This is a genomic window from Acidisoma sp. S159, assembly GCF_009766125.1.
In the GTDB taxonomy this organism is placed as follows: domain Bacteria; phylum Pseudomonadota; class Alphaproteobacteria; order Acetobacterales; family Acetobacteraceae; genus Acidisoma.
Map to the genome: position 1 here is coordinate 1 of NZ_LMUG01000041.1, position 21,870 is coordinate 21,870.

22 protein-coding genes and 1 pseudogene are annotated in these 21,870 nt (G+C 59.2%); 6 read left to right on the top strand and 17 right to left on the bottom strand.

All coding sequences use genetic code 11. From position 1 onward, the window contains the following. Window positions 1–101: 101 nt before the first annotated feature. From GSQ92_RS11440 to GSQ92_RS11460, 6 genes are all read right to left on the bottom strand, one after another. A complete protein-coding gene (locus GSQ92_RS11440) occupies window positions 102–257 on the bottom strand; it encodes a hypothetical protein (RefSeq protein ID WP_158803532.1) in 156 nt (51 codons plus the stop codon). Continuing rightward, on the bottom strand, window positions 258–1,349 hold the full coding sequence (locus GSQ92_RS11445; RefSeq protein ID WP_158803533.1) for a tartrate dehydrogenase: 1,092 nt from the start codon (window positions 1,347–1,349) through the stop codon (window positions 258–260). Between the two features lie 73 nt (window positions 1,350–1,422). Next, window positions 1,423–2,319 carry an NAD(P)-dependent oxidoreductase gene (locus GSQ92_RS11450; RefSeq protein ID WP_158803534.1) on the bottom strand — a complete coding sequence of 299 codons (897 nt, stop codon included), beginning with the start codon at window positions 2,317–2,319 and terminating at the stop codon, window positions 1,423–1,425. An 8-nt stretch (window positions 2,320–2,327) separates the two neighbouring features. After that, window positions 2,328–2,462: a hypothetical protein gene (locus GSQ92_RS31435; RefSeq protein WP_256367098.1), complete on the bottom strand. Its 135-nt coding sequence runs from the start codon at window positions 2,460–2,462 to the stop codon at window positions 2,328–2,330. Beyond that, window positions 2,459–3,379: a substrate-binding domain-containing protein gene (locus tag GSQ92_RS11455; RefSeq protein WP_158803535.1), complete on the bottom strand. Its 921-nt coding sequence runs from the start codon at window positions 3,377–3,379 to the stop codon at window positions 2,459–2,461. Before GSQ92_RS11455 ends, GSQ92_RS31435 begins: the two co-directional genes overlap by 4 nt. A 67-nt stretch (window positions 3,380–3,446) precedes the next feature. Beyond that, window positions 3,447–3,644: a hypothetical protein gene (locus GSQ92_RS11460; RefSeq protein WP_158803536.1), complete on the bottom strand. Its 198-nt coding sequence runs from the start codon at window positions 3,642–3,644 to the stop codon at window positions 3,447–3,449. Here GSQ92_RS11460 and GSQ92_RS11465 point away from each other — a divergent pair. Beyond that, a pseudogene (locus GSQ92_RS11465) lies at window positions 3,644–3,856 on the top strand (ATP-binding protein); the annotation flags it as partial. The gene GSQ92_RS11460 and the pseudogene GSQ92_RS11465 overlap by 1 nt on opposite strands. Before the next feature lie 202 nt (window positions 3,857–4,058). Here the strand turns inward: GSQ92_RS11465 and GSQ92_RS30170 are convergent. The 10 genes from GSQ92_RS30170 to GSQ92_RS11510 form a co-directional block, all read right to left on the bottom strand. Next, on the bottom strand, window positions 4,059–4,283 hold the full coding sequence (locus GSQ92_RS30170) for a hypothetical protein (protein WP_158803537.1): 225 nt from the start codon (window positions 4,281–4,283) through the stop codon (window positions 4,059–4,061). Window positions 4,284–4,419: 136 nt separating this feature from the next. Continuing rightward, a complete protein-coding gene (locus GSQ92_RS11470; protein ID WP_371418024.1) occupies window positions 4,420–4,680 on the bottom strand; it encodes a GntR family transcriptional regulator in 261 nt (86 codons plus the stop codon). 321 nt (window positions 4,681–5,001) lie between these two features. Further along, the gene (locus tag GSQ92_RS11475; protein ID WP_158803539.1) at window positions 5,002–5,949 is read right to left on the bottom strand and encodes an alpha/beta fold hydrolase; all 948 of its coding nucleotides are present in this window, start codon (window positions 5,947–5,949) and stop codon (window positions 5,002–5,004) included. Window positions 5,950–6,031: 82 nt separating this feature from the next. Continuing rightward, window positions 6,032–7,051 (bottom strand): alpha/beta fold hydrolase, encoded by a 1,020-nt coding sequence (locus GSQ92_RS11480; protein ID WP_158803540.1) that lies wholly within the window; start codon window positions 7,049–7,051, stop codon window positions 6,032–6,034. 718 nt (window positions 7,052–7,769) lie between these two features. Further along, a complete protein-coding gene (locus GSQ92_RS11485; RefSeq protein ID WP_158803541.1) occupies window positions 7,770–8,549 on the bottom strand; it encodes an SDR family NAD(P)-dependent oxidoreductase in 780 nt (259 codons plus the stop codon). Window positions 8,550–8,563: 14 nt separating this feature from the next. Further along, window positions 8,564–9,586 carry an ABC transporter permease gene (locus GSQ92_RS11490; protein WP_159013469.1) on the bottom strand — a complete coding sequence of 341 codons (1,023 nt, stop codon included), beginning with the start codon at window positions 9,584–9,586 and terminating at the stop codon, window positions 8,564–8,566. Next, complete coding sequence (locus tag GSQ92_RS11495) at window positions 9,583–11,130, bottom strand: sugar ABC transporter ATP-binding protein (RefSeq protein WP_158803543.1); 1,548 nt, start codon at window positions 11,128–11,130, stop codon at window positions 9,583–9,585. The genes GSQ92_RS11490 and GSQ92_RS11495 overlap by 4 nt, the downstream gene beginning before the upstream one ends. 63 nt (window positions 11,131–11,193) lie before the next feature. After that, a complete protein-coding gene (locus GSQ92_RS11500) occupies window positions 11,194–12,279 on the bottom strand; it encodes a sugar ABC transporter substrate-binding protein (protein WP_159013470.1) in 1,086 nt (361 codons plus the stop codon). A gap of 79 nt (window positions 12,280–12,358) precedes the next feature. Next, a complete protein-coding gene (locus GSQ92_RS11505; RefSeq protein WP_159013471.1) occupies window positions 12,359–13,150 on the bottom strand; it encodes an iron-sulfur cluster assembly protein in 792 nt (263 codons plus the stop codon). After that, the gene (locus GSQ92_RS11510; RefSeq protein WP_254065690.1) at window positions 13,137–14,282 is read right to left on the bottom strand and encodes an amidohydrolase family protein; all 1,146 of its coding nucleotides are present in this window, start codon (window positions 14,280–14,282) and stop codon (window positions 13,137–13,139) included. Before GSQ92_RS11510 ends, GSQ92_RS11505 begins: the two co-directional genes overlap by 14 nt. Window positions 14,283–14,325: 43 nt before the next feature. Between GSQ92_RS11510 and GSQ92_RS11515 the strand changes: the two genes are divergently transcribed. Together GSQ92_RS11515 and GSQ92_RS11520 are read left to right on the top strand one after the other, a co-directional pair. After that, entirely contained in the window at window positions 14,326–15,717 is a 1,392-nt protein-coding gene (locus GSQ92_RS11515; protein ID WP_216856810.1) for an FAD-binding oxidoreductase, read from the top strand. Between the two features lie 22 nt (window positions 15,718–15,739). Further along, entirely contained in the window at window positions 15,740–16,456 is a 717-nt protein-coding gene (locus GSQ92_RS11520) for a FadR/GntR family transcriptional regulator (protein ID WP_158803546.1), read from the top strand. A 316-nt stretch (window positions 16,457–16,772) separates the two neighbouring features. On the opposite strand, the gene GSQ92_RS11525 is transcribed toward GSQ92_RS11520, so the two are convergent. After that, window positions 16,773–17,657, bottom strand: a complete 885-nt coding sequence (locus GSQ92_RS11525) for an AraC family transcriptional regulator (RefSeq protein ID WP_159013472.1) — start codon at window positions 17,655–17,657, stop codon at window positions 16,773–16,775. Between the two features lie 109 nt (window positions 17,658–17,766). Here GSQ92_RS11525 and GSQ92_RS11530 point away from each other — a divergent pair, with 109 nt between their 5' ends. The 3 genes from GSQ92_RS11530 (at window position 17,767) to GSQ92_RS11540 (ending at window position 21,711) form a co-directional block, all read left to right on the top strand. Further along, entirely contained in the window at window positions 17,767–19,191 is a 1,425-nt protein-coding gene (locus tag GSQ92_RS11530) for an arabinose isomerase (RefSeq protein WP_159013473.1), read from the top strand. 145 nt (window positions 19,192–19,336) lie between these two features. After that, a complete protein-coding gene (locus GSQ92_RS11535) occupies window positions 19,337–20,620 on the top strand; it encodes a hypothetical protein (RefSeq protein WP_216856811.1) in 1,284 nt (427 codons plus the stop codon). A gap of 65 nt (window positions 20,621–20,685) precedes the next feature. Continuing rightward, window positions 20,686–21,711, top strand: coding sequence for an alcohol dehydrogenase catalytic domain-containing protein (locus GSQ92_RS11540; RefSeq protein WP_158803550.1), 1,026 nt, complete (start codon window positions 20,686–20,688; stop codon window positions 21,709–21,711). Window positions 21,712–21,870 lie beyond the last annotated feature (159 nt).

Consider the following 21,870-nt stretch of genomic DNA (forward strand, 5'->3'; position numbering starts at 1 on the left):
CGACAAAATGGAGCCGAACGGCAACCAGCAGAAAGACCCGGTCTCGTATCTGATCCGCGGCGCTCGCCGAATGCATACCTCTCACCGACAAATGACCCATGCTATTTAAGCCGGTGCGAACCCCATTGCTCGGTAGGTTCGATCAACGCAGCAAACAGCGCGATGTCGCAAATCTCAGCCGTCGCCGAGCCAATGTCGCGGCGTTCAAGCTCGTTCGCACCCCGACAGATCGCCTTAGGCATGCCCAAGCCCAGCAATCATATCTCTCCTTGAGAGGCTTGATTGCGGCCAGCAATCGCCTGACAGACCGCAACTTTGACTTGCGCGGTGGTGGCCGTACCGCCGAGATCCGGCGTGACGATACCAGCCTGCGTTACCGCTTCTATGGCGGTCATCAGCCGGGAAGCGGCGGCCGGCTCCCCCAGATGCTCCAGCATCTGCACGGCGGTCCAGAAAGTGCCGATCGGATTGGCGATGCCCTTGCCGACGATGTCGAAGGCCGAGCCATGGATCGGCTCGAACATCGACGGATAGCGCCGCTCGGGATTGATGTTCGCCGTGGGAGCGACGCCGATCGACCCCGCAAGCGCGGCCGCGAGATCGGACAGGATGTCGGCGTGCAGATTGGTCGCGACGACCGTATCGATGCCAGCCGGCTGCAGCACCATGCGGGCGGCCATCGCATCGACCAGCATCTTCTCCCAAGTAACGCTGGGGAAAGAGCGGGCGACGGCAGCCGCGACCTCGTCCCACAGGACCATGCCGTGGCGCTGGGCGTTCGACTTAGTGACGACCGTGAGATGCCTTCGCGGTCGAGCTTCGGCTACCGCAAAGGCGAATCGCATGATCCGCTCGATGCCGCTTCGCGTGAAGATTGCAACCTCGGTCGCGACTTCCTCCGGATGTCCGCGATGGGTACGGCCGCCGTTTCCGGCGTATTCGCCTTCGCTGTTTTCGCGGACGATCACCCAGTCAAGCTCGCCGGGCGAACAATCGCGAAGCGGCGAGCGTAACCCGGCGAGAACGCGGGTGGGGCGGACATTCGCGTATTGGTCGAACCCCTGACAGATGGCGAGCCGCAGGCCCCAAAGCGTGACATGGTCGGGGATGGCCGAATCACCCACCGCGCCGAAATAGATCGCATCGAGGTCGCGCAGCCGATCCAGACCATCTGCGGGCATCATCACCCCGTGGCGACGGTAATAGTCCGACCCCCAATCGAAGGATGTAACCTCGACTTGGAAATTGCCATCGCGCGCGGCGATTGCTTGCAACACCTCAAGCCCGGCACCGATCACTTCAGGTCCGATGCCGTCACCGGGGATCGCGGCGATACGATGGGTCTTCATGGGAGCATCCCAAGGGTTCTCGGCAACAAGATGATGGCGCCTCTCCGGCTTGGGGACGTCGGGGGCGCGACGCCTATGTGCTGGGCTTGACGTATTTGCGCCAGTTTTGGGCTTCGCTGAAGCCGAGGACTTCGCGAGTTTTACGGTTCGACAAAAGCCCCTCGAACTCTCCCAGTTTTCCTCTTACCGCGACATTCGGGTAGTAGCGGCGCAACAATTCCGCCGTCGGCAGGTCCGATGAGGTGTCGTTGTTGACGGCATTGAAGACTTGGTAGCCGAGACCATCCTTTTCGATGCCGAGACGTATGATCTGTCCGAGATCGCGCGCGTCGATATAGCTCCATGCGATGCGGCGGCGGAAGTCGGGCTTGGCGAACCAGCCTGGGAAGAGCGCGTATTCATGCGGCTCGATGACATTGCCGATGCGGATCGCATAGATATCGGTGTCGGTGCGGCGGGCGAAGGCCTGGGCGGTCTTTTCGTTGACGATCTTCGACAGTGCATAGCTGTCCATAGGATCGACCGGATATTCCTCGTCGAGCGGGAAATATTCCGGATCACGATAGCCGTTGGCGAAGACGATACCGTAGGTGGTCTCGCTCGATGCGATGATGACCTTTGGGATGCCGAGCTTCACCGCCGCTTCGACGATATTGTACGTGCCCATGACGTTGACACGGTAGACCTCGTTATCCGGCGTGATCATGATGCGCGGAATCGCCGCGAAATGGACCACGGCGTCGATTTTCTCGGGGCGCAGGTCTGAGTCGAATTCGTGCAGGCCGGTGTAGCTCGACAAGGCGTTGAAGACCTGGCCGGAATCGGTGATGTCGGTAATGAGCGTGCGGACCTGGGGATTGGCGAGCGGCTTGGTATCCAGGTTGAGCACCCGATAGCCATGCTCGACCAGATGCTGCACCACATGACGGCCGGCCTTGCCGCTGCCGCCCGTAAAGATCACGCGCTTCATGCTCAATCCTAATTGCTGTGACACCGGGTGTTCCGGACACGCCGGAACACCCAGGCTTGGAGATAGTCTTTGAAGTGGTAGTTGTCGATGTTCTCGGCGTTGAAGATCAGCGGCTCGCTGAAGATAATTACGCCGTCGTTCACTTTGAACTCACCAAGGTCCCCGGCGTGAAGGTGGCATTGCGGGGCATGGCGCTATTGGCGGCGAGGCGCGCGACATACATGACGAGCTCGCCTTCCTTCACCTCATCCCAAAGCGGCGTCTCCTTGATCACACCGGCCTTGACGTATTGCCGGATCGCATCTGGGTCCGAGCAGCCGCCGACGATGACCTTGCCGGTCAGGCCGAGTTTCTGCACGGCGGCAGCGGCGCCGACGAGGGCCGCGGCGTCCGGGCCGATGATGCCCGTAACCTCGGGATGCGCTTGCAGAATGTTCAAGCCGGCGGTGAGGGACTGCGACACGCTGGACTGGCCGTATTGCGTGGTGACGATGGTCATCTTCGGATAGGCCGTCGCCATATAGGCCTTTAGAGCCTTGATCCACTCATTCTGGATCGTGGCGTCGGGCGTGGAAGACAGGATCGCGATCTTCGCAGCCGGCTGGATGTATTTCGCGACCGAATCCACGAGCGCCTTGCCGAACGCCGGATAGGCCGTGTTCTGGATGAAGAAGTCGCGGGCATTGGGCGCGACATCGCTGTCATAGGACACGACTTTGATGCCCTGCTTCATCGCGCGGCGCAGGCTGGGCGCAAGCTCGGTCGGGTTGTTGGACGTCGTGGTGATGACGTTGAAGCGCCGGGCGATCAGGCTGTTGAAGACATCGACCTGACCCTGCGCCGAGGCCGTCACTGGACCCGCGTAGAGAAAATCGATGTTGAGCTTGGCGGCGGCGGCCTTGGCGCCTTTCTCATTCGCCTTGAACACCGAGATCCCGATCAGCTTCGGAACCATGGCGACGTGAATGCGCTTGGAGATATCGATTTCCGCGGCAGGTGCGCTGAACGCCAGCCCGAGGAGAGCCGCCGCCAAGAAGCCAGTCGATCTTAAGTTTCTCATCGTCATTCCCTGAAGACATTGATTTTGATTGCCAAAAGTCCGGCTGACCGTGCGCGAGCTTCGTCCGTCACTCGGGGGCCTCCGTCATCTTGTCCCGGCCGGCACCCCGGATGCGCCGCAGCAGCAGCGCCAGGCCCGTTCCACGGCCGGACAGAAGATTGCGGATCGTGATGGCGGCCAGCAGGATGGCGCCGGTCACCATGGTCGTCACCATGTCGAAAAAGCCCGCGATCAGCATGCCCTGGCGGAGGAAGCCGAGGAACACGTCACGACTTGCTGGAGATCCTCGAAGAGCGTTACGGCCGGCGCTTCACGATCGTGACCAGCCAGGTCCCCGTGGAAAACTGGCATCAGCTTATTGGGGATCCGACCTACGCGGACGCCATTCTCGATCGGCTAGTACACAATGCGACACGTATCGATCTGGACGGGGAGAGCATGCGGAAAAAGCGCGGCGGTCGCGCACAAACGGCTTGACCATCAAGGGCGTCACGGAGCACGAGTTTTAAGGCCACAGTGGCTCAGGACTGGGCGACATCATCTCGGAATAGTGGGCGAGATCAAATCGGAACGATGGGCGACATCAATCCTGAATCCTGGGCGACTTCATCGGAATGCGCAGATAGGGCATTCGCGGCGCGTGGCATGGCTTGCCTCCAGGAGAACGGCTCTGCCTTACCTACGTGCGACTAATGCTTTTGGATGAGCTTTCGCCATGAAGCGGTTCGGCGCCGCCCTTGATCCTGCCAACGTGGCGGATGCCCTCCCACACTTCAGCCGTCTCTTGCGGTGCTAAAGACAGCGCGACCACCTCACGCGCGGAAGCATCATTGGCGCACGCGACTTCCCCGGTGCTCACAAGCTCGCCAGCTTCAGCAAGACGGTAAAAGCTATACACGGCCATTGAGTGACACCCCTGTATCAACGGGCGGGGTAGAGCGGGTAAATCTGTCCCTCCTGCGGCCCTTCCGGGGCAACTGTGTGAATGTCAGACAACCTTCGCGCGGCCTCGCCACGTTGTGGTCTAGCCAGCCGACAGCTCAGCTAGGCCGGCCTCCCAAAGCGCCTGCCGCGCGCGCAACAAAGGTGCCGCGGCCGACGGTTGCCGTGAGCAGCCCATTGCGATTTGCCTCGGCATAGCCGTGACTTACGGTCACCCCATCGATGGTGAGGTGCCGCGCGACGGCGCGATGCGTCGGCAGCCGATCTCCTGGCAGCAGTTGCCCGTCCCGCACAGCAGCTGCGATGGCGTTCGCCAGCTCTTGGTAGATCGGTCCGGTGCGGCCAAACAGATCTGGCAGCCAATGGGGGGCGTATCCGTTGAACTTAGTTTAGTGGGCGCCATACAGTATCAGTTCTGTTCGGATGTTGTCGGCGTAGTCCAAGCAAGAGACGCGCCGGGCAGGATGAAGTGCCGAGGCAGGTGTCTGGCGAGGAGCGTGGAACGGCCGTTTCCTCGCTCGACCCGCGCGACGCGCAGCTGTTTAAGCCGTTACGGCCACACATCTATCGAGTTTTTCACACGCGAGATGCCCACTTCTCCCGCGTTGTGATCTTACGAGAGCAAGCCATAAGTCGCAGTTGAAACTAGCTCATGCATCGAGGCATCATTCCAACCACGCTTAGGTGGGATGCACGGCTAGCAGGAACTTGACGAGTTGTTCACAAACCTCGGCAGATGCCTCGTGCTGCACCCAGTGGCCCACATTTTTGATTTCGAGGGTTCCCACCAGACCGGGGAGACCGGTGCGGAGTTGCGCTACGGGGGGATAAAGTGCCATCAAGCCATCCTCCTTTCCAACGACAAAGAAGGATGGTTGACTGATTTTCGCTCCTTTCCAGGCGCCGGACAGGTAGAAATACGGTTCAGCGGCGCGGTAGTAGTTCAAGGCACCATGAAAACCGGTACGCTGGAACTCAGCGATGTTGTGCGCGACGTAGTCGGGTCCCGCCCAAGTCGGCAATGGCCCTGGCGCCGGACGATGAAGGCTTCGAGCCGGATCTATCGGGTTCCATCCCTCGCCGGTTGGAGCAGAGCCCGATGCCCAATATAAAGCCCCAGGGATGGTGACCGCTGCGTCAGCCCAAATGTGATCGGCGTCCGGTCGAATCTGCTCGAACATGTAGAACTTGTCTTGATGACCGGACTTCCGCATGCGCTCGAAGACGCTGACGTCACCACGGGGAAAGTACGGCACGCTCAGGCAAAACACCGCCGTGAACCGATCCGGACGCATCATTGCGGCGTTCCAAGCATGCGTGGCGCCCCAGTCATGACCGACGAGGGCAGCACTGGGAATATCCAGCGCATCGAGCAGACCAACGAGGTCACCAGCCGTGTGCAGCGGCGTGTAGACGCTCGCGTCCGCTGGAGCTGAGCTGCGCCCATAGCCGCGCATATCTGGAGCGATCGCTCGATACCCAACCGACGCGATCGCTTTCATCTGCCGGCGCCATGTGTAGGAAGTATCTGGGAAGCCGTGGCAGAATACGACTGCGGGCCCTTCACCCTCCTCGATGAGGTGAAGAGAGATTCCGTTTGCCTCTATGTCGCGGTGCCTCATCGTCATTGCTCCAGGGTAGCCAGACGCTTCTGAATTGCGCGCATGATGGACTCTCGTAGTGAAGTCGCACCAGCAACAGCGAGCTTACCTACTTCAGCCTCCTCGTTTGCAGCCAAGAACGAATGGCTTGGGCGACTTCGTTCTTGCGCTCAAGAGGGAGCCAGTGGCCGCCCGCGAGATGCGTCACAGAAAGATCCCGGCAGGCGAGGCGCATTGGCTCGCCAAGGCGGCTACGATTGATGTCGCAGATAGCGTCCCACTCGCCGTTAATGAAGAGCACGGGCTGCTGTAGGGCGCCCCCACTGGGTGCGGCACGGGCGTAGGCGATGTTGGCCGCGTCGTTCAGATACCAAGCGTTGGCTGGGCGAAAGCCGTGTGCAAGGAACGCCGCACACAAAGCATCGAAATCAGTGGGCGGCCAGAGCGCGGAATCGGGCGGAGTTGCAGGCGCTCGGTGTGCCGAACCATATCGGCCTCCATTGAGGGTTAACAAGGCCGACGGAGACACCTTGCCCGCAGAGGCTGGGCTCCCACTCCGATAGATAGACGCGAGGGTGGCAGGGATGTCCGCATCGCAGTCGCTGACCGTCTGGTCGAAATGCGTGAGGTAGAAGCGGTAGTAGTCCCACTGCCCGTCCGGATACTGGTCGGCTGGATAGAGCTGACGATCAACGAGGGCTACGAGCTTCGGCAACGCGAAGCCCTCCGGCAAATAAGGGACCGACACCAGCACCAGCCCGCGGCAGCGTGCGGCGTGGTGAGCGGCCAGCGCACTTGCCACGGGACATCCCAGATCATGCCCGATCCAGATGGCCGGGTGGGCGCCCAGATGGTCGTGGAGCTCGACCATGTCCTCGACAATCTCACTTACAGCATAGGCCTCATGGGCGGTTGGTGCCGACGAGTCGCCGTAGCCACGCATATCCGGTGCGATACATCGCCAGCCATCGGACGCGAACGCCTCGATCTGCTTACGCCACATCAGGCCAATTCCCGGCCACCCGTGCAGGAAGATCATCAAAGGCCCCTCGGGCGGCCCGGCATCCCAATAGTGCATTGCGTGGCGGGACGAGCTGGAGGTGCGACCGGTCAGGGCGGAGGGCTTCATCGGCGTCTAGTCCTAAACCATTCGAGTAAGAGTCTCGGTCTTCACTCTATCCGGGCTGGGCCGGGCCTACCGCGCTTCAACTTGGCCCTCATCGAATACTTGGATCGCCCTCTGACGAAACGAGAACTCGCAGATATCGATACTCTCGGCAACCTGCATGGGAAGTTCCTGCCCCTGCAGGTCTGTTCAAATCTCGATCAACATGCCTTCGCAAGGTGTGGGAGGTCGACGCTTTGGAAGAGCCGTTCAGTCACGCGCACCTTTAAGCATTACCTGAACCGCCTGTTGCTCACCGCCTTAAGTCAACACGCGCGAAAAGGACAGTTATCGCGGGTTGATTCCATTGCGCCGGAGCATAGTTTGGTCGGGCTAATGAGCATCCCGGCGAGACGCAGGAGGTGGCGGTCAAGAACCTGGGTTTTCGAGTCTGGATCTTAGCTCATTCGGCGCCTGAATCTGCTTCAGGCAATCGTCAGCATCGCGCAAGCATTCAGCAGCGAATGCGATACATCGCCACCGGGGTCAAACCAAGATCCAGGGCCGTCGAGGGTCCGTGCTGGCTATCCAGCACGAGGGCCCTTGAGAACCGACTGAGCACAAAGGACGATGGAAAATAATAGCGCGCGCCATGCTGGGTCGAACAGCGGGCCGCGCAATGGTGGTGCGGTATGTTGCCTCCATCCGGGATGACGCCAAAAGTCTCGATCTTCCGCCGTCGCTACCAGCAGACGTAGCCGCCATCGACCAGAACGATCGAGCCGGTCATCAGACTGGACGCGTCACTGGCGAGAAACAGGATGGCGGAGGCTATCTCATCAGGCCGGCCGATGCGTCCCATGGGCGTCCCGGCCAACCATGTGTCAAAGACTATCTTATTCCCGGTGACTACGCTGCTCACGAGATCGGTGTCGATATAGGTCGGGGCTACGGCGTTGACCCGCACGCCGCGGCTGGCCCACTCGGCTGCAAGCGATCTTGTAAGATGATGCACCGCTGCCTTTGATGCATTGTAATGCGCCTGTTCCTGCGGCTTGTTGACGATGAAGCCGGACATAGAACCCAGATTGACGATACTACCTCTCCCTGCCGCCAGCATTGCCTGTCCGAAGGCGCGGGCGCACCAGAAGACCCCATTGAGATTGACGTCGAGAACCTTCAACCAGCGTTCGCCGGTCATTTCCTCCGCCGGGGTACTACTGAGGGCGATCCCGGCGTTATTGACTAGAATATCGACGGCGCCATGGTCCTTCAGGACATCGTCGCGCAGAGCTTCAACGGCCATCTGATCCGTCACGTCCAGGCGTGCCGTCTTGACGCGATAACCCTGCGCCGCGAGCACTGCGGCGGAACCTCGGACGGCGCCGTCGTCGATATCCGTCATCACCACAAGCGCTCCCGCCTGGCACAACGCTTCTGTGCTGGCGAGACCGATTCCGCGCGCGGCGCCTGTGACCACCGCCGTCCGCCCCGATAAGTTGTACTTTCCGAGATAATCCACGGTCGTTCCTTACTCTAGTGATCGCCGAGGACATTTACACGCAAGGCATCAACGGCAACCGCGATGAAGATCAGCACGCCGCCGATCATGGTGACGTAGAAGGACGGCACATAAACAATCGCGAGCCCGACATGGATGACCGTGAGCAGCAGCACGCCGCCCAGGATACCGAGCGTGCCGCCGCGCCCGCCGAAAACGCTGACACCACCGATGATCGGCGCGGCAATGGCGTAGAGCAGGAAGCCATTACCCTGGTCCGAGGTAATCGCCCCTTGCCAAGCAGCCAAAAGATGGCCCGCGATGCCCGAGATGAAGCCCGAGAGAGTGAAGGCGATAATCTTGATGCGCTGCACGCGGATTCCGGCCACAAGAGCGGCCGCGGCATTGCCACCCGTGGCATAGAGGCTGCGGCCCAGGATCGTGCGCCGCAACATGAACCCCATCGCGATGAAACCGGCGAGCAGCACCACGGGCATTAGGGGCCAGCCACCGAGAGTTGCCTGGCCGATCCAGTTGTAGCTGCCGGGCATATCCGTAATCGTGTTGCCCTGGCTGATGGCCAAAAGGCCCCCTTGCAGCGTGATCATCATGCCGAGGCTTTCGATCAGCGAGACCATCTTCAGGCGTGTGACGCAAAGACCGTTGATGAAGCCGATCATTGTCGCGACGCCGATGCCGATGATAATGCCCAGGCCGACCGGAAGCCCGAGACGCTGGATGGCGAGCGCGCCAATGGCCGAAGAAATACCCGTCACCGCACCGATTGAAAGATCAATCTCCCCAACCAGAAGCACCAAAGATTGCGCGAGACCGAGCAAACCGAGCACCGTGGCCTGAACAAGAATGTTCTGCAGGTTAGAGGTCGTCAGAAAGAAAGGATTCAAGATGCCGAAAATCAGGATCAGGCCCGCGAGCCAGATCCAGACGACATTCTGCAACACGACCTGCGCGCGCACCGCAACCGAGCGCTGGCGCTTCACCGCGAGAACGGGCGCCGCTATGCTCCCGTCCGCCGTGCGATCGGACTGTGCGGTCATGATACTATCGCTCCCTGCTCGGCCGGCACAGCCGGTGTTACAAGGTGTGGAGATGACGAGTAGGCAATTCTCAATACATCCTCCTTGGTGAGGGATGTCGCTGCCCGGTCATCGACGACCACGCCATTGACGAAAAGTAATACCCGGTCGACAGCCCGGAGCATTTCATCGAGATCGGAGGTCACGATAATGACGCTAACGCCATCACGCGTCAGGCTGGCCACAATACGGTGGACCTCTTCCTTGACGCCGACGTCGATGCCGCGCGTCGGCTCGTTGAGGATGAGCAGCCTCGGCTTGGTGGCGAGCAGCCGAGAAAGCAGGACCTTCTGCTGATTGCCGCCGCTGAGCTGGCCAACCGGCTGTGAGGCATCCCGCGCCCTGATCGACATCCGCTTGAAGAAGTCCGCAACCAAATCGCGTTCGCGCGCCAAAGAAATAACGCCTCCAGACGATATCGCGCCGAGGCTGGATAAGGTGATGTTCTTGGCAATCGAATGGATCGCAACGATACCGTCCCGGAGCCGATCGTCGGACAGGAAAGCGATGCCCTTTGCCAAGGCTTCAGCCGGATCAGCCGGTAGCGATCCGGTCAGGCCTGCGTGTTCAACCGTGCCCTCCGCTGGCACTAGCCCGTAGATGGCGCGGGCAACCTCCTGCGCACCGGCCCCCGGCAGGCCGGCGAGCCCGATGACCTCACCGGGAGCGATATCCAGATGGTCAACCCGGAAATTCGACCCGCGTAGTCCGCGGAACTGCCAGTTCGGCGGCGGGGCTTGCGCCGCCTCCGGCCCCGCACGTCCGCGCGTAAAGAGGTGAAGGCCGCGCCCCAGCACCATCTCGCTCAAGGCGCTGGAATTGACCGACGCGACCGGCTGATTATCCGTCACGAGGGCGCCGTCCCGCAGCACCGAGACGGAGTCGCAGATTTCGAGGATTTCCTCATTGTAGTGCGAGATGAACATGAAGGTGACGCCCTCGCGCTTCAGTTTCCTCATGAAGCCGAATAGGATTTGGCGGTCGGCCATTGTCAACGCGGTTGTTGGCTCATCCAAAATGATCAACCGGCCACCGCTGTGCAGGGCGCGCAGGATGTTTAGCTTGCGTCGGTCGACGGCGGAGAGGCGCCCGGCTATGGCGTGCGGATCGAGACCCGTCCCGTCTAGGTAATTAGTTGCGAGCCGGTTCATGGCCCGCACATCGACCCAGACTCCGCGGTGTGGCCAGCGACCTAGCACCAGATTCTCCGCGACCGACAGTGAACTAACGATCGCCGGCTCTTGCGTGACGAGAAAGACCCCGAGCCCTTCCATGCGTTTGACGTCCGCAGGGCCGGTTTCCTTGCCGTCGAGATGGATCTCGCCCTCTGTTGGCGTCTGCAAGCCGGACACGATCTTGACCAGCGTCGATTTGCCGGCGCCGTTCTCGCCAAGCAGGCCATGCACGGTGCCGCTGTCAACCGAGAGCGACACACCCTTAAGGGCGCTTACGCCGCCATACCGCTTGGTAAGCTCTATAGTTTGGAGCAGCCTCGTCGTGGCCATGGCGCTCGACCTTCAAATGCAGGCCGGCGCGCGCAAACGCACCGGCCTGGCACGTTTTTGAGGCTACTTGTACTTCAGGCCCCAATCGTTGTAGGTCACGTTACCCCACATGCGCTTGTCGCCAGCGTTGGAGGCGTCGATCAGGAACGGCGGAATGACGAGGCTGGGGCCGGAGGCCGAGTTGGTGATGACGCCTGACTTCCAGAAGTAGTTGTCATTCTCGTAGGGCCCGAGTGGCACGGCTTTCCCGTTCAAGGAGTATTTGGCTAACATCTCAACGGTGATCTGGCCATACGCGACAGGGTCCTGCGATATCACGCCATCCATGTAGCCCTCCTTGATCCATTGTAGGGCAATCGGCTCGCCGTCGATGTTGACGAAAATCACATGGCCGGGGTCACCGACCTTCTTCCATTTACCCTTCTGCTGCAACGCAGTGACGATTCCACGTGACGGCGTATCACTCGGCGCATGAACGGCATCAAGGTTGGGATACTCCGAGAGGGTCTCAACCGTCACGCTCAGCATGGTCTTCAACTCACCCTCAGTTGGGCGATCGAGCAATTTTATGTCCGGATATTTCTTGAAGGTCGCGTCCATGCCTTCCTTGCGCAGCCTCCAGGCGACGCTTTGGAGAGCGCCGTAGCAGTTCAAGACCGTACCCTTCGGGCTGCCATATTTTTTCTTCAGACAAGCGACGATTGCCTCGGCCGCCATGACGCCGCCTTGATAGTTGTCGAAATCGACCGTGATGGCGACATTTCCGCCAGTGGCTGGGGTGTCGATGATGCCGACCGGAATGCTTTTGGCATTGTATTTCTTGATGACACTGACGATGGCTTGGCTGTCAATGGGATCGGAGATGATCGCCGAAGGGCCGTTGAGAAGGATCGATTCCCACTGTTGCAGCTGCGTGGTGTTGTCAAAGCTGGCATTGACTGCCTGGAAGCGCCACCCCTGCGCTTCGACCGAACGCTGCACCGCTTCCTGCTGCGCGACGAAGAAGTAATAATCCAAGCTCTTGTTACTATAGGGCACAAATTTCTTGGCCGCCGCGAAGGCCGGCGCGCGACCAGCCAAAGCTGCGGCAGCAGCTCCAACCCCGGCGCCCAGAAAGCTACGACGATTCAAAGGAAGCAGGTTCTTCAAGGCGTGTCCTCCTGATTTGAGTCTTTTGTTCTTGAGCCGATCATTGTGCCGAGGCTGCCGCCGCTACTCTATCCGCTTGTTACGGCTCCGCCTCTTGCTCACGATCCTCGGGGCGGCATCCCGGCGCGGGATGGGACTTCCGCGCGGAGAGGTACATCCGGCACATCTCCGCATTCGCTTCCGCCGCGCTGCGGACCCGTCTTGCCGCGCGCAGGTGGTCGGCGTACGTCGCGGAAGACACCGGTAAACCGGAGAGGGTCGTAAAAGCGCGGGCATCATCCTGCACCGATCCACCATCATGCAGACGCATGCCGAGATAGCGCAGGGCCAGTGATCGGATTTCCTGGTCGTCATGGTCCAGAAGTCTACGAAGGCCGCCCATCGACAGCTTTAGTGCGTCCTCAATGCCCCCTCGCTCAGCTAGTAGGCGCAGCAGGCGCTCCTGCCGGCCCAGAAACGCCTTCTGACCGAAGACCCTGCGGATATCGTCGAGACCGGTTTGTGCCTCGCCGACGAAAACTTCTGAGAAGCCCTTTCGCGCCGAAACGCCTTGATTGATCTTCTTGGAAGCGAAGTGATCGACAAGCGTGATGGTGGCTCCCCGCACCCAGTGAAGATGTTCCAGCGCGGCCTTCATGTCCGTTGCCATCAGGAAGGCAAAATTCGCTGAGCACCAGTAGGTGGGAAGGCGAAGTACCACCTCAACGTCATCCGCGCGGAGCGTGACACTTTCGATGAAACCCATGTCAGTGACGGGTTCATCTAATTCCGGATCAAGCACATCGCCTAGCGCCGCGATGACCTCAGCGTGACGTTCTTCCCCCAGGTCAGGCACGAGTTCCGCAGTTTCGCGCGGCTCAAGCGCTTGCACGGATTGCGCCCCCCGGCTGAACGTCGGATTGACCGAGCAAAACCTCGCCATCTTCATGGTGGGACGCGGCCATGCTCGGCAAGCGGCACTCCAACGGCACATCGAGGTCGTAGAGCCTGGCAGCGTTCAGCCCCAGGACCTTCCGCTTAACATCCAGAGTCAGCTGGGTTTTCGCCTCCTGCGCCATGTCATCAGGAAATTCATAGGCCATGAACTTCTCAACGATCCACTTGGGACTTGTGATTCCGTAGTCGGATCCAAAGAGGAGCCGATCGGGGCCCAGGAAAAAGAGTAGGTCCGCCATCATCTGCGCGAAATACTTTGGCCGCGCGTGAATGAAGGACGGAATGAGCGCCAAGCCGCCATAGACGTTAGGCTCCTGGCCTGCGATCCAGCAGAAGTCATCGATGCGCGGCATGCCGCAGTGATCGACAATGAAATTCAGATCTGGAAAGGCCGTTGCAACATAATCGACATCGCGGACATCGAAAGCGTCGAGGTTGAGCGGATGAATGGTCGGACCCTTGTGGATGTGAACATTCTTGATGCCGAGTTTCAAGCATTTTTCCATATACGGGGCAACAATATCGTCACGCAACGTATAGCCTTTGGACTCGCCGTTCCATTCTGCGGTATAAAGTTTTACACCCTTAAGGCGATACTTCTCAAAATCTGCCTCCAATGCGTCCAGGCCTTTCTGCCCGTCGCGTGGATCAAAACGGCCATTGAGGACCACTTTTTCGGGATAAGCGTTCTTGAACGCCGAGCACTGCTCGATCGTGTTGAATCCCTCGACGTAGAAGTCGCGAAGGTTCGTCGGCAGCATAATGGCCGCGTCAACGTAGCCGTCCACGAACAGATCCTTGGCCGCGCCCTCTATCCCGTAATAGCAGAAGCGATCGAAGTTCCAGCGCTGCTCGTCCGGTGTCATCCCGACATGGGAACCCCAGAAGCTTTCGATGAAGGTCAGGCCATAGCGATTGCGGCGGTTCTCAGGACGCGCATCCCAAAGATGGATGTGCCCGTCGACCACGAAGACCTTCTGACCCGATTCGGTGACATACATTTCGCTCTCCCGGCGGTCGGCCGAACCTTTTTGGCTCTTCGTTCTTGATTCAACATGCCATGCCATCCTAATGTCCTACAACTAAAAAATCCCGGAGAGGGCAAACACCGTGGATGCGCTGACAGGCCTACTGGGTGATGAGGCCACTGTCGTTCCGGTCGCCGATCGTGCGCGGTATCTCGCGGATTGGTCGCGCGACCTCAAAGGATTAGCGCGTACGGTTATCCGTCCTCGGTCGGCGGCCGAGGTCGCTCTCGTGGTCCAAGAATGTTTGGCGCGGGGCCTTCCAATCGTGCCCCAAGGCGGCCATACGGGCCTCGTCGGCGGCGCGACGCCCTCGGGCGATGGAACCGAGGTCGTGATAAGCCTAGAACGCTTGAATGCGATCCGGGAAATCGACGCAGTCAATTTCTCTATGATCGCGGAAGCGGGATGTATTCTCCAAAACATCCACGCCGCGGCTTTGGCGAGGGACTGTCTGTTTCCGCTCCAGCTTGGCGCTCAGGGCTCATGCCAGATCGGCGGTAACATTGCCACCAATGCCGGTGGCATCAATGTTATCCGCTATGGCATGACCCGCGATCTTGTCCTGGGGCTGGAAGTTGTGCTGCCGGATGGCCGCATCTGGAACGGACTTCGCAAGCTGCGCAAGAACAACACGGGCTACGATCTCAAGCAAATATTCTTGGGCTCCGAAGGAACGTTGGGCATTGTGACAGCAGCATGCCTCAAGCTGTTTCCGAAGCCCAACCAGACTGAGACTGCCTTAGTTGCGGTCGGATCACCGCAGGCAGCCATCGCGTTGTTGGGGCGCGCCAGGCGCGACCTCAGCGACCTTCTCTCGGCCTTTGAGCTTTTGCCGCGCCGCGGGGTCGAATTAGCACTCGGCGTAATGCCGGGTTTGCGCGATCCGCTCCGCACACCATCACCCTACTACATACTGATGGAAACCTCGGCCAGTGGCCTAGTGGATCTGAGATCCCTGATCGAGCAGTTTCTCGGAGGCGCCATGGCGAGTGATCTTGTCAGCGATGGCACGATCGCGGCGAATGTTGCCCAAGCCTCCGAGTTCTGGCGCATCCGCGAGGGCATGATCGAGGCGCAGGTGCAGCGCGGCCGCCACCTGCGGACGGATGTCTCGGTTCCGATCTCGTCTATAGCTGCTTTCCTTGAGACGGCAGATGCAGACCTGCGTCGGATCGGGCCTGATGTCATACCCATCGCCTTCGGGCACCTCGGCGACGGCAACATCCACTTCAACGTCATCCCGCCTGCGACGCTAGATGAAAGCGCCAAGACCACGCTTCTGCGTAGTTGTGAGAACATCATTTTCGAGATCGTCGACCAGCTGGGCGGGTCGATTAGTGCAGAGCACGGGATCGGCCGGGTCAAGCGTGACGCTTTTCTCAGCCGCTCGACGGCGCTCGACACCACCCTGTTGCGTGGCATCAAGAAGGTCTTCGATCCAACCGGCCTGATGAACCCAGGTCGAATGGTGTGACCGAGGCCGAGACAAAAAATCCATGAAACTCGACACGCTTGACCGCAGGCCCTACCTACCCTCGCGTGTCGTACAGGCGATCCAGCGTGAGATTATCGAGGGCCGCCTCAAGCTCGGCGATCGGCTGCCGGGAGAGCAAGTCCTCGCGGGCAGTTTCGGCGTCAGCCGCAACGTAATTCGTGAGGCCATCGCACGGCTAAGATCGGACGGCGTCGTTGAATCGCGCCAGGGTGTCGGCGCCTTTGTTGTTCGCGATGCGGCAATTCCGAGTTTGCATATTGATCCTGAGATTATCAACGATCGAGCGCTCTTTAATGACGTCTTCGAGCTGCGCGGCATGCTCGAAACTCGCGCGGCGGGTCTGGCGGCTAAACGCGGTTCACCCCAGCAGCACGCCGCGATCACCATCGCCCTTGACCACATGCGAAAGGAATGGAACGGCGATCTAGGGGTGGATGCCGACCTCGAGTTTCATCGAGCCGTCGCGTCTGCGACCGGCAATGACTATATCGCAAAGGTGGTCAGCTTCGTCTCCGAGCACATGCGCGAAAGCATATTCGCTACCCGCAGGAGGCCGGGCGCTGAGGTGGAAGCGATCATCCGGATAACAATCGCCGAGCATGAAAAGATTCACGACGCGATCCTTGGACAATCTCCCGCAGAGGCGCGCGAAGCCATGGCCCGGCACATCATGAATGCGGCGGCAAGGGTCGGCCTGACGCTTGTCCTAGATGAATGATGGAGATCGCAAACCCCTCGCGGCCTGCATCGGCTTGGCCACGAACGCCTCTTTTACAATGATAAGAGCCTCGGGATCCAGCACGGCCAGATTGGTTCTCTCTACTGCCCCACACAAGCTGGGCCGATTTCCGGGACGTACGTCCTGTCCAATACTTAAGGACAGCGAGACCCTGCCATCGGCTCTCGCCTGACGGAAACGGTTCTTGGGAAGCCCTGCCACCGGACATCCGGATTAAACGCCGATAAACGCTCTTTAGAAGCTTCGGCTTGATCAGGTCGAGCTCGCTAGCTCGCGGCGGCCCTCGCAGCTCTGCTCACGACCCGGCGGGATGTAGATGCGCACGCCAGTTTCGAGGAGACGTGCCGTACAGCTCATTGAACTGCCGAGAAAAATGGAACGCCGAGTTAAAACCTAAAATGGCGGCGATTTCCTTAATTGACTTGTTGGTATTTGCCAGAAGATCCTGAGCACGCTGCATTCGAATAGTGATTTGATAACGCTTTGGACTGATTCCCGTGTGCTCTTTGAACATTTGACGAAAGTGTGAGTAGCTGAGGTTCAGTTCGCGCGCCAAAGTCTCCGGTCTCTCGGGGTCCGAGCACCGAGAATGCATATTCCGGGTGACTTTTTGGATCAGAAAGGAGTTGTTTCGGGCGGACGACTCGGCGCTTTTAGCTAGATGAGCAAGAAGCTGAAGACCGAGGGTCGCGAGAACCGGCTGGTTCGCATTTGCGTCTGCCCGGGCGAGATGATGGATTGTCTCAAATGCGCCGTCTATATCGGCATTTGAACGATAGACTGGGTCAGGTCCAACAAGACCGGCCTGGGCTGCAAAGTCGAATGCTGAGCCTCGACACTCGATCCAATGCTCAGTCCATCCAGTTCGGTCGTCGGGTGAGTACCGGTGCCAAATCCCTGGCATCAACAGCATGATGCTCCCCGCCGAGATTTCCATCACGGAGTGTGCGGGTCCATATTGCAGGCGTCCACGCCCCGCGCTCACCAAAATTATCTGGTATGCCTGCAAGATGCGGCCTCGTTCCCAATCGAAATGATGATCATCTGGATGACGAACTGGCGGATAGACCATGCCCGGCTTGATCTCGGTGTAACCGGAGGACGACGCGGTGCAGCCCCAGGCCGCGCAGAGCCGATTCTCCGAGAGATAAACGAAATAGTCTCTCCCCTCTGCACCCATAGCCGCCTGCCTGGCAATTTTTATATGTTTCGCGCTAACTTCTATATGTAAACGGGCTATTCCCCCAGAGATTAATCAGCATATTATGGATGAAAATTGGAGGAGCGTCATGCTGCCGACGCGCATTGGCCTGTTCGGGATTGGACTTGATACCTATTGGCCGCAGTTTTCCGGTCTAAAAGATCGCCTGGACGGGTACTTGCGGCAAGTTGCTGGGATACTGGAACGGCCGGGCATCGAGATCGTCAATTTAGGATTGGTCGACAATCCCGAAAGGGCAGTCGAGGCTGGCCACCAGTTCCGGCAGGCTGATGTCGATATCATCTTTCTACACGCCACAACCTATGCACTCTCCTCTACCGTGCTGCCTGTTGTGCGCCGCGCCCGAGTGCCGATAATCATCTTGAACCTATCTCCAGAGAGCTCGATCGACTACACGAGCTTCAACGCGCTGGGGGATCGCTCCGCTATGACTGGGGAGTGGCTTGCGCACTGCGGCGCATGTCCCGTGCCAGAAATCGCTAACGTCTTCCTACGCGCCGGCATCCCCTTTTACCAAGTCACCGGAAAATTGCACGATGATCCCGCATGCTGGCAGGAGGTCGATGACTGGATTGAAGCCGCTCGTGTTGCTTCGGTCATGTCCCACAACCGGCTAGGCCTCCTCGGTCACTACTATAGCGGGATGCTCGACATCTACTCCGACGTCACATTGCAGTCTATCGTCTTTGGCACTCATATTGAGTTTCTCGAGGTAGAGGAGCTGACAGCACTCAGACGCACGGTGAGCTCATCGGACATACAGGACCGTCTCGCAGTTTTTGCGCAAGAATTCGATTTACAACCAGATTGTTCGCCTTCTGATCTCGAGGCTGCTGCGCGCACCTCCATTGCCCTTGACTGTTTAGTAGACCGTTACTCCCTCGGATCCCTCGCCTACTACTACAAAGGAACTGGCAATCCAGAGAATGAAACTGCGATCGCCTCGATTATCCTCGGCAACTCCTTGTTAACGGCAAAAGGCGTTCCTGTTGCCGGCGAGTATGAGGTAAAAAATGCCCAGGCCATGAAAATCATGGATAGCTTCGGTGCGGGCGGCTCATTCACAGAATACTACGCCGTCGATTGGGATGCCGATGCCGTCCTGATGGGGCATGATGGACCTGGACATATCGCCATTGCGGAGGGTCGCACAAAGGTACGACCGCTCTCAGTTTTTCATGGGAAGGTAGGGAAGGGATTGTCGGTCGAAATGTCTGTCAGAAGCGGTCCCGTGACCCTTCTGTCGATCGCTGAAACGCCTCAAGGTCGGTTGAAGTTTGTGGTGGCCGAAGGCGAATCAGTCGATGGCCCAAAGTTGGAGATCGGCAACACCAACAGCCGGTATCGGTTCCCTCGCGGCGCTCGCAATTTCATCGAGAGTTGGAATGCCCAAGGTCCGGCACATCATTGCGCCGTCGGGGTCGGTCGCCTCGCTTCAAAAATCGAAAAACTAGGCAAACTCATCGGCGTGGAGACTGCTCAGGTTTGTTAGTCGAAATCACAGGCCCAATAATGGTGGCGGAGGTGTCATGAGCCCAAATATCGGACTCTTTGCGGTAGGACTCGCCGCCTATTGGCCGCAATTCCCAGGCATGCGGGATACACTTCTACAACACCACGAGCTTCTGGCCGCGAAAATGCCGGAGGGCGCGGTCGTGCGCGGCGGCATGATCGACACAATCGAACATGCCGGCGCCACTGCCGCAGTATTCTCCCAGCACAGGATCGATCTCCTGATCTGCCACCTTTCAACCTATGCGAGTTCGGATTGCCTGCTCCATCTCCTACAAACCATGCAGGGCGTTCCCGTCCTGCTCATCAACGCACAAGCCGTCCCCGCTCTTCTGCTAGCCGAGGTGAAGGGCATTCAGGACTGGTTAGGCGCCGGCTGCACTTGCGCCGGACTTCCCGAGTTTACGGCGGTGTTACGACGTTGCGCGCAGCCGTTCGCGCTTCTTACCGGCTATCTTGACGGAGATACTGCATTCGATGTTGAACTGCGGGAGTGGTGCATGGCAGCGGTCGCCAAGGCTCGACTCATGTCTGGGCAGATCGGCATGCTGGGCCGGCCCTACCCAGGTATGATGGATCTCAACCTTGACGAGACTCGCCTGCTACGCCGGTTCGGCTCACAAGTGCTCCATTTAACGTGGGAGGACATCGAGCAACGCCTTCGAGGAGATCTGACTACAGATGCTTTAGCGTCGGCAGGTGACCGGATCCACGACATCTTTGAGGTAAACCCTGCCGATGACGTTCGAGAGGTCGCGACGGTTTTGCTCGCAGTGGAGAGCCTCATTTACACGCGGCAGCTGATCGCCCTCGCTAGCCATTTCGAAACGACGCCGTCCGGCGACCTCGCGCGAATACTGAGAGTGTCAAACCCCGTGTTCTCGGTGCTTATGCGGGATGGCATCGCATGCCCCGTGGAGGCAGATGTCAAAACTGCTATCGCCATGACGCTGCTCAAGTCAATCGGGGGTAGCGCCACTCTTGCCGAGCTCTATAGCATGGACTTCAATGATGATGTCTGCCTCATCGGCCATAGCGGGGCTGCCGACCCCGCTATCTCGGAGAGCAAAGCGCGGTTGAAACAGGTCTCGGTCTTTCATGGCAAGCCAGGCAGCGGATACGTCGCCCAGTTCGATGTGCGACCAGGCCCCGTAACGCTTCTTTCGCTCACCGAACGTGAAGCTGGTTGCTATATCTTTGTCGCTGCGGAGGGAGAAGTCGAGGCCGGGCCGACGTTGCAGCTCGGCGATACTAATGCCCGCGTTCGCTTCAAACAAGGGGTGCGGCATTTTGTAAACGAGTGGTCGGCGACCGGACCGACCCACCATGCTGCTCTCGGCTTAGGTCACCACGTATCCGCATTGCGCAAGATGACCACCCTGTTCGGGGTGGAGATCGAGGTCATATAGCCTTGGTTGTCGCAATTTATGATGTGCCTTTCGGAGCGAGTTAGGGAAGACAATTGGAGGTCTAGATGCGGCGCAATAGCGAGACAATTCCTAAGACTATGCGTGCCCTCATACTCAAGCGCAGGGAGCACTTCGAGTTCGCCGAACGCATGGTCCCGGTGCCGAAGGCTGGAGAAGTGCTACTGAAGATCGGTGCGGTGGGGATCTGCGGTTCGGACAAGCACTTTTATTTTGATGGTCGGTGCGGCAGCGAGATTGTTACTTCCCCGGTGGTGCTCGGGCACGAATTTGGCGGTCGGATTGTGGCGGTTGGCGACGGCGTGGACGCCCAGCGGCTGGATGATCGTGTGGCAGTCGAGCCGCTCATGCCGACCCCGGGCGACCCCTTTGTTCTCGAAGGAAATTACAATATATGCCCTACTCAGAAATTCTTTGGCGTTCCCGGAACCGATGGTGCGATGCAGCAGTATCTCTGCGTTCCATCGCAAAATGCCTTCAAAATTCCCGATAGCGTGAGCGACAACGCAGCGGCCATGGTAGAGACCATCTCCGTCGCCCTGGCAGGTGCGGAGAAGGGTGCTATTCATCTCGGATCGCGCGTATTGGTGACCGGCGGCGGCCCAGTCGGACAGTTCGCGGTTCAAGTCGCACGAGCCGCAGGCGCGACAGAAATTGTTGTGGTCGAGCCCCATACAGGGCGCCGCCAACTCGCAGGAACCTTTGGCGCTCGGACCACGAGCAACCTGGCCGATGTGGATGAGCAATTCGATGTTCTTATGGAATGCTCCGGAGTAGAATCCGTCCGCCACGACGGCTGTCTGAAAGTTAGATCAGGGGGCCGCGCCGTATTGATCGGCGTCGGCGCGCAGGTCGCGAGCCTTCCCATGTCTGCGATCATCGAGCGTGAAGTGACTATCCATGGTGTAATGCGGTATAAGTTCACATGGCCTACAGTCATCGCGGCGATAAAAAACGGGCAGATCGATGCGGACTCGCTCGTCAGTCGAGTGTTGCCCCTTTCCGATGCCCTAGACGGCTGGCTCAAGCCGCTACCGGATGAGATCAAGACCATGATTTGCATGAATCCTTAGCCGAATGCTGGGGCATGGCGCGTTGTTCTACCAAGCCATGCCCGCATACCGAAGCAGAGCAGCCGCTGAGGAGCAGGGCTCATTCGACGAGCCGTTTGTCTCTTTGAGGTAAGGAACATGTTTGAAGCGGCAAAACCGCCAACAAGTAGGGAGCAGTGT

Coding starts and splice junctions, on each gene's coding strand:
- GSQ92_RS11445 (WP_158803533.1), bottom strand. CDS start 1,349: ATGAAGACCCATCGTATCGCCGCGATCCCCGGTGACGGCATCGGACCT.
- GSQ92_RS11475 (WP_158803539.1), bottom strand. CDS start 5,949: ATGACGATGAGGCACCGCGACATAGAGGCAAACGGAATCTCTCTTCAC.
- GSQ92_RS30170 (WP_158803537.1), bottom strand. CDS start 4,283: ATGGCCGTGTATAGCTTTTACCGTCTTGCTGAAGCTGGCGAGCTTGTG.
- GSQ92_RS11455 (WP_158803535.1), bottom strand. CDS start 3,379: ATGAGAAACTTAAGATCGACTGGCTTCTTGGCGGCGGCTCTCCTCGGG.
- GSQ92_RS11520 (WP_158803546.1), top strand. CDS start 15,740: ATGAAACTCGACACGCTTGACCGCAGGCCCTACCTACCCTCGCGTGTC.
- GSQ92_RS11510 (WP_254065690.1), bottom strand. CDS start 14,282: ATGGCATGGCATGTTGAATCAAGAACGAAGAGCCAAAAAGGTTCGGCC.
- GSQ92_RS11530 (WP_159013473.1), top strand. CDS start 17,767: ATGCTGCCGACGCGCATTGGCCTGTTCGGGATTGGACTTGATACCTAT.
- GSQ92_RS11480 (WP_158803540.1), bottom strand. CDS start 7,051: ATGAAGCCCTCCGCCCTGACCGGTCGCACCTCCAGCTCGTCCCGCCAC.
- GSQ92_RS11495 (WP_158803543.1), bottom strand. CDS start 11,130: ATGGCCACGACGAGGCTGCTCCAAACTATAGAGCTTACCAAGCGGTAT.
- GSQ92_RS11490 (WP_159013469.1), bottom strand. CDS start 9,586: ATGACCGCACAGTCCGATCGCACGGCGGACGGGAGCATAGCGGCGCCC.
- GSQ92_RS11525 (WP_159013472.1), bottom strand. CDS start 17,657: ATGGGTGCAGAGGGGAGAGACTATTTCGTTTATCTCTCGGAGAATCGG.
- GSQ92_RS11535 (WP_216856811.1), top strand. CDS start 19,337: ATGCCGGAGGGCGCGGTCGTGCGCGGCGGCATGATCGACACAATCGAA.
- GSQ92_RS11450 (WP_158803534.1), bottom strand. CDS start 2,319: ATGAAGCGCGTGATCTTTACGGGCGGCAGCGGCAAGGCCGGCCGTCAT.
- GSQ92_RS11540 (WP_158803550.1), top strand. CDS start 20,686: ATGCGGCGCAATAGCGAGACAATTCCTAAGACTATGCGTGCCCTCATA.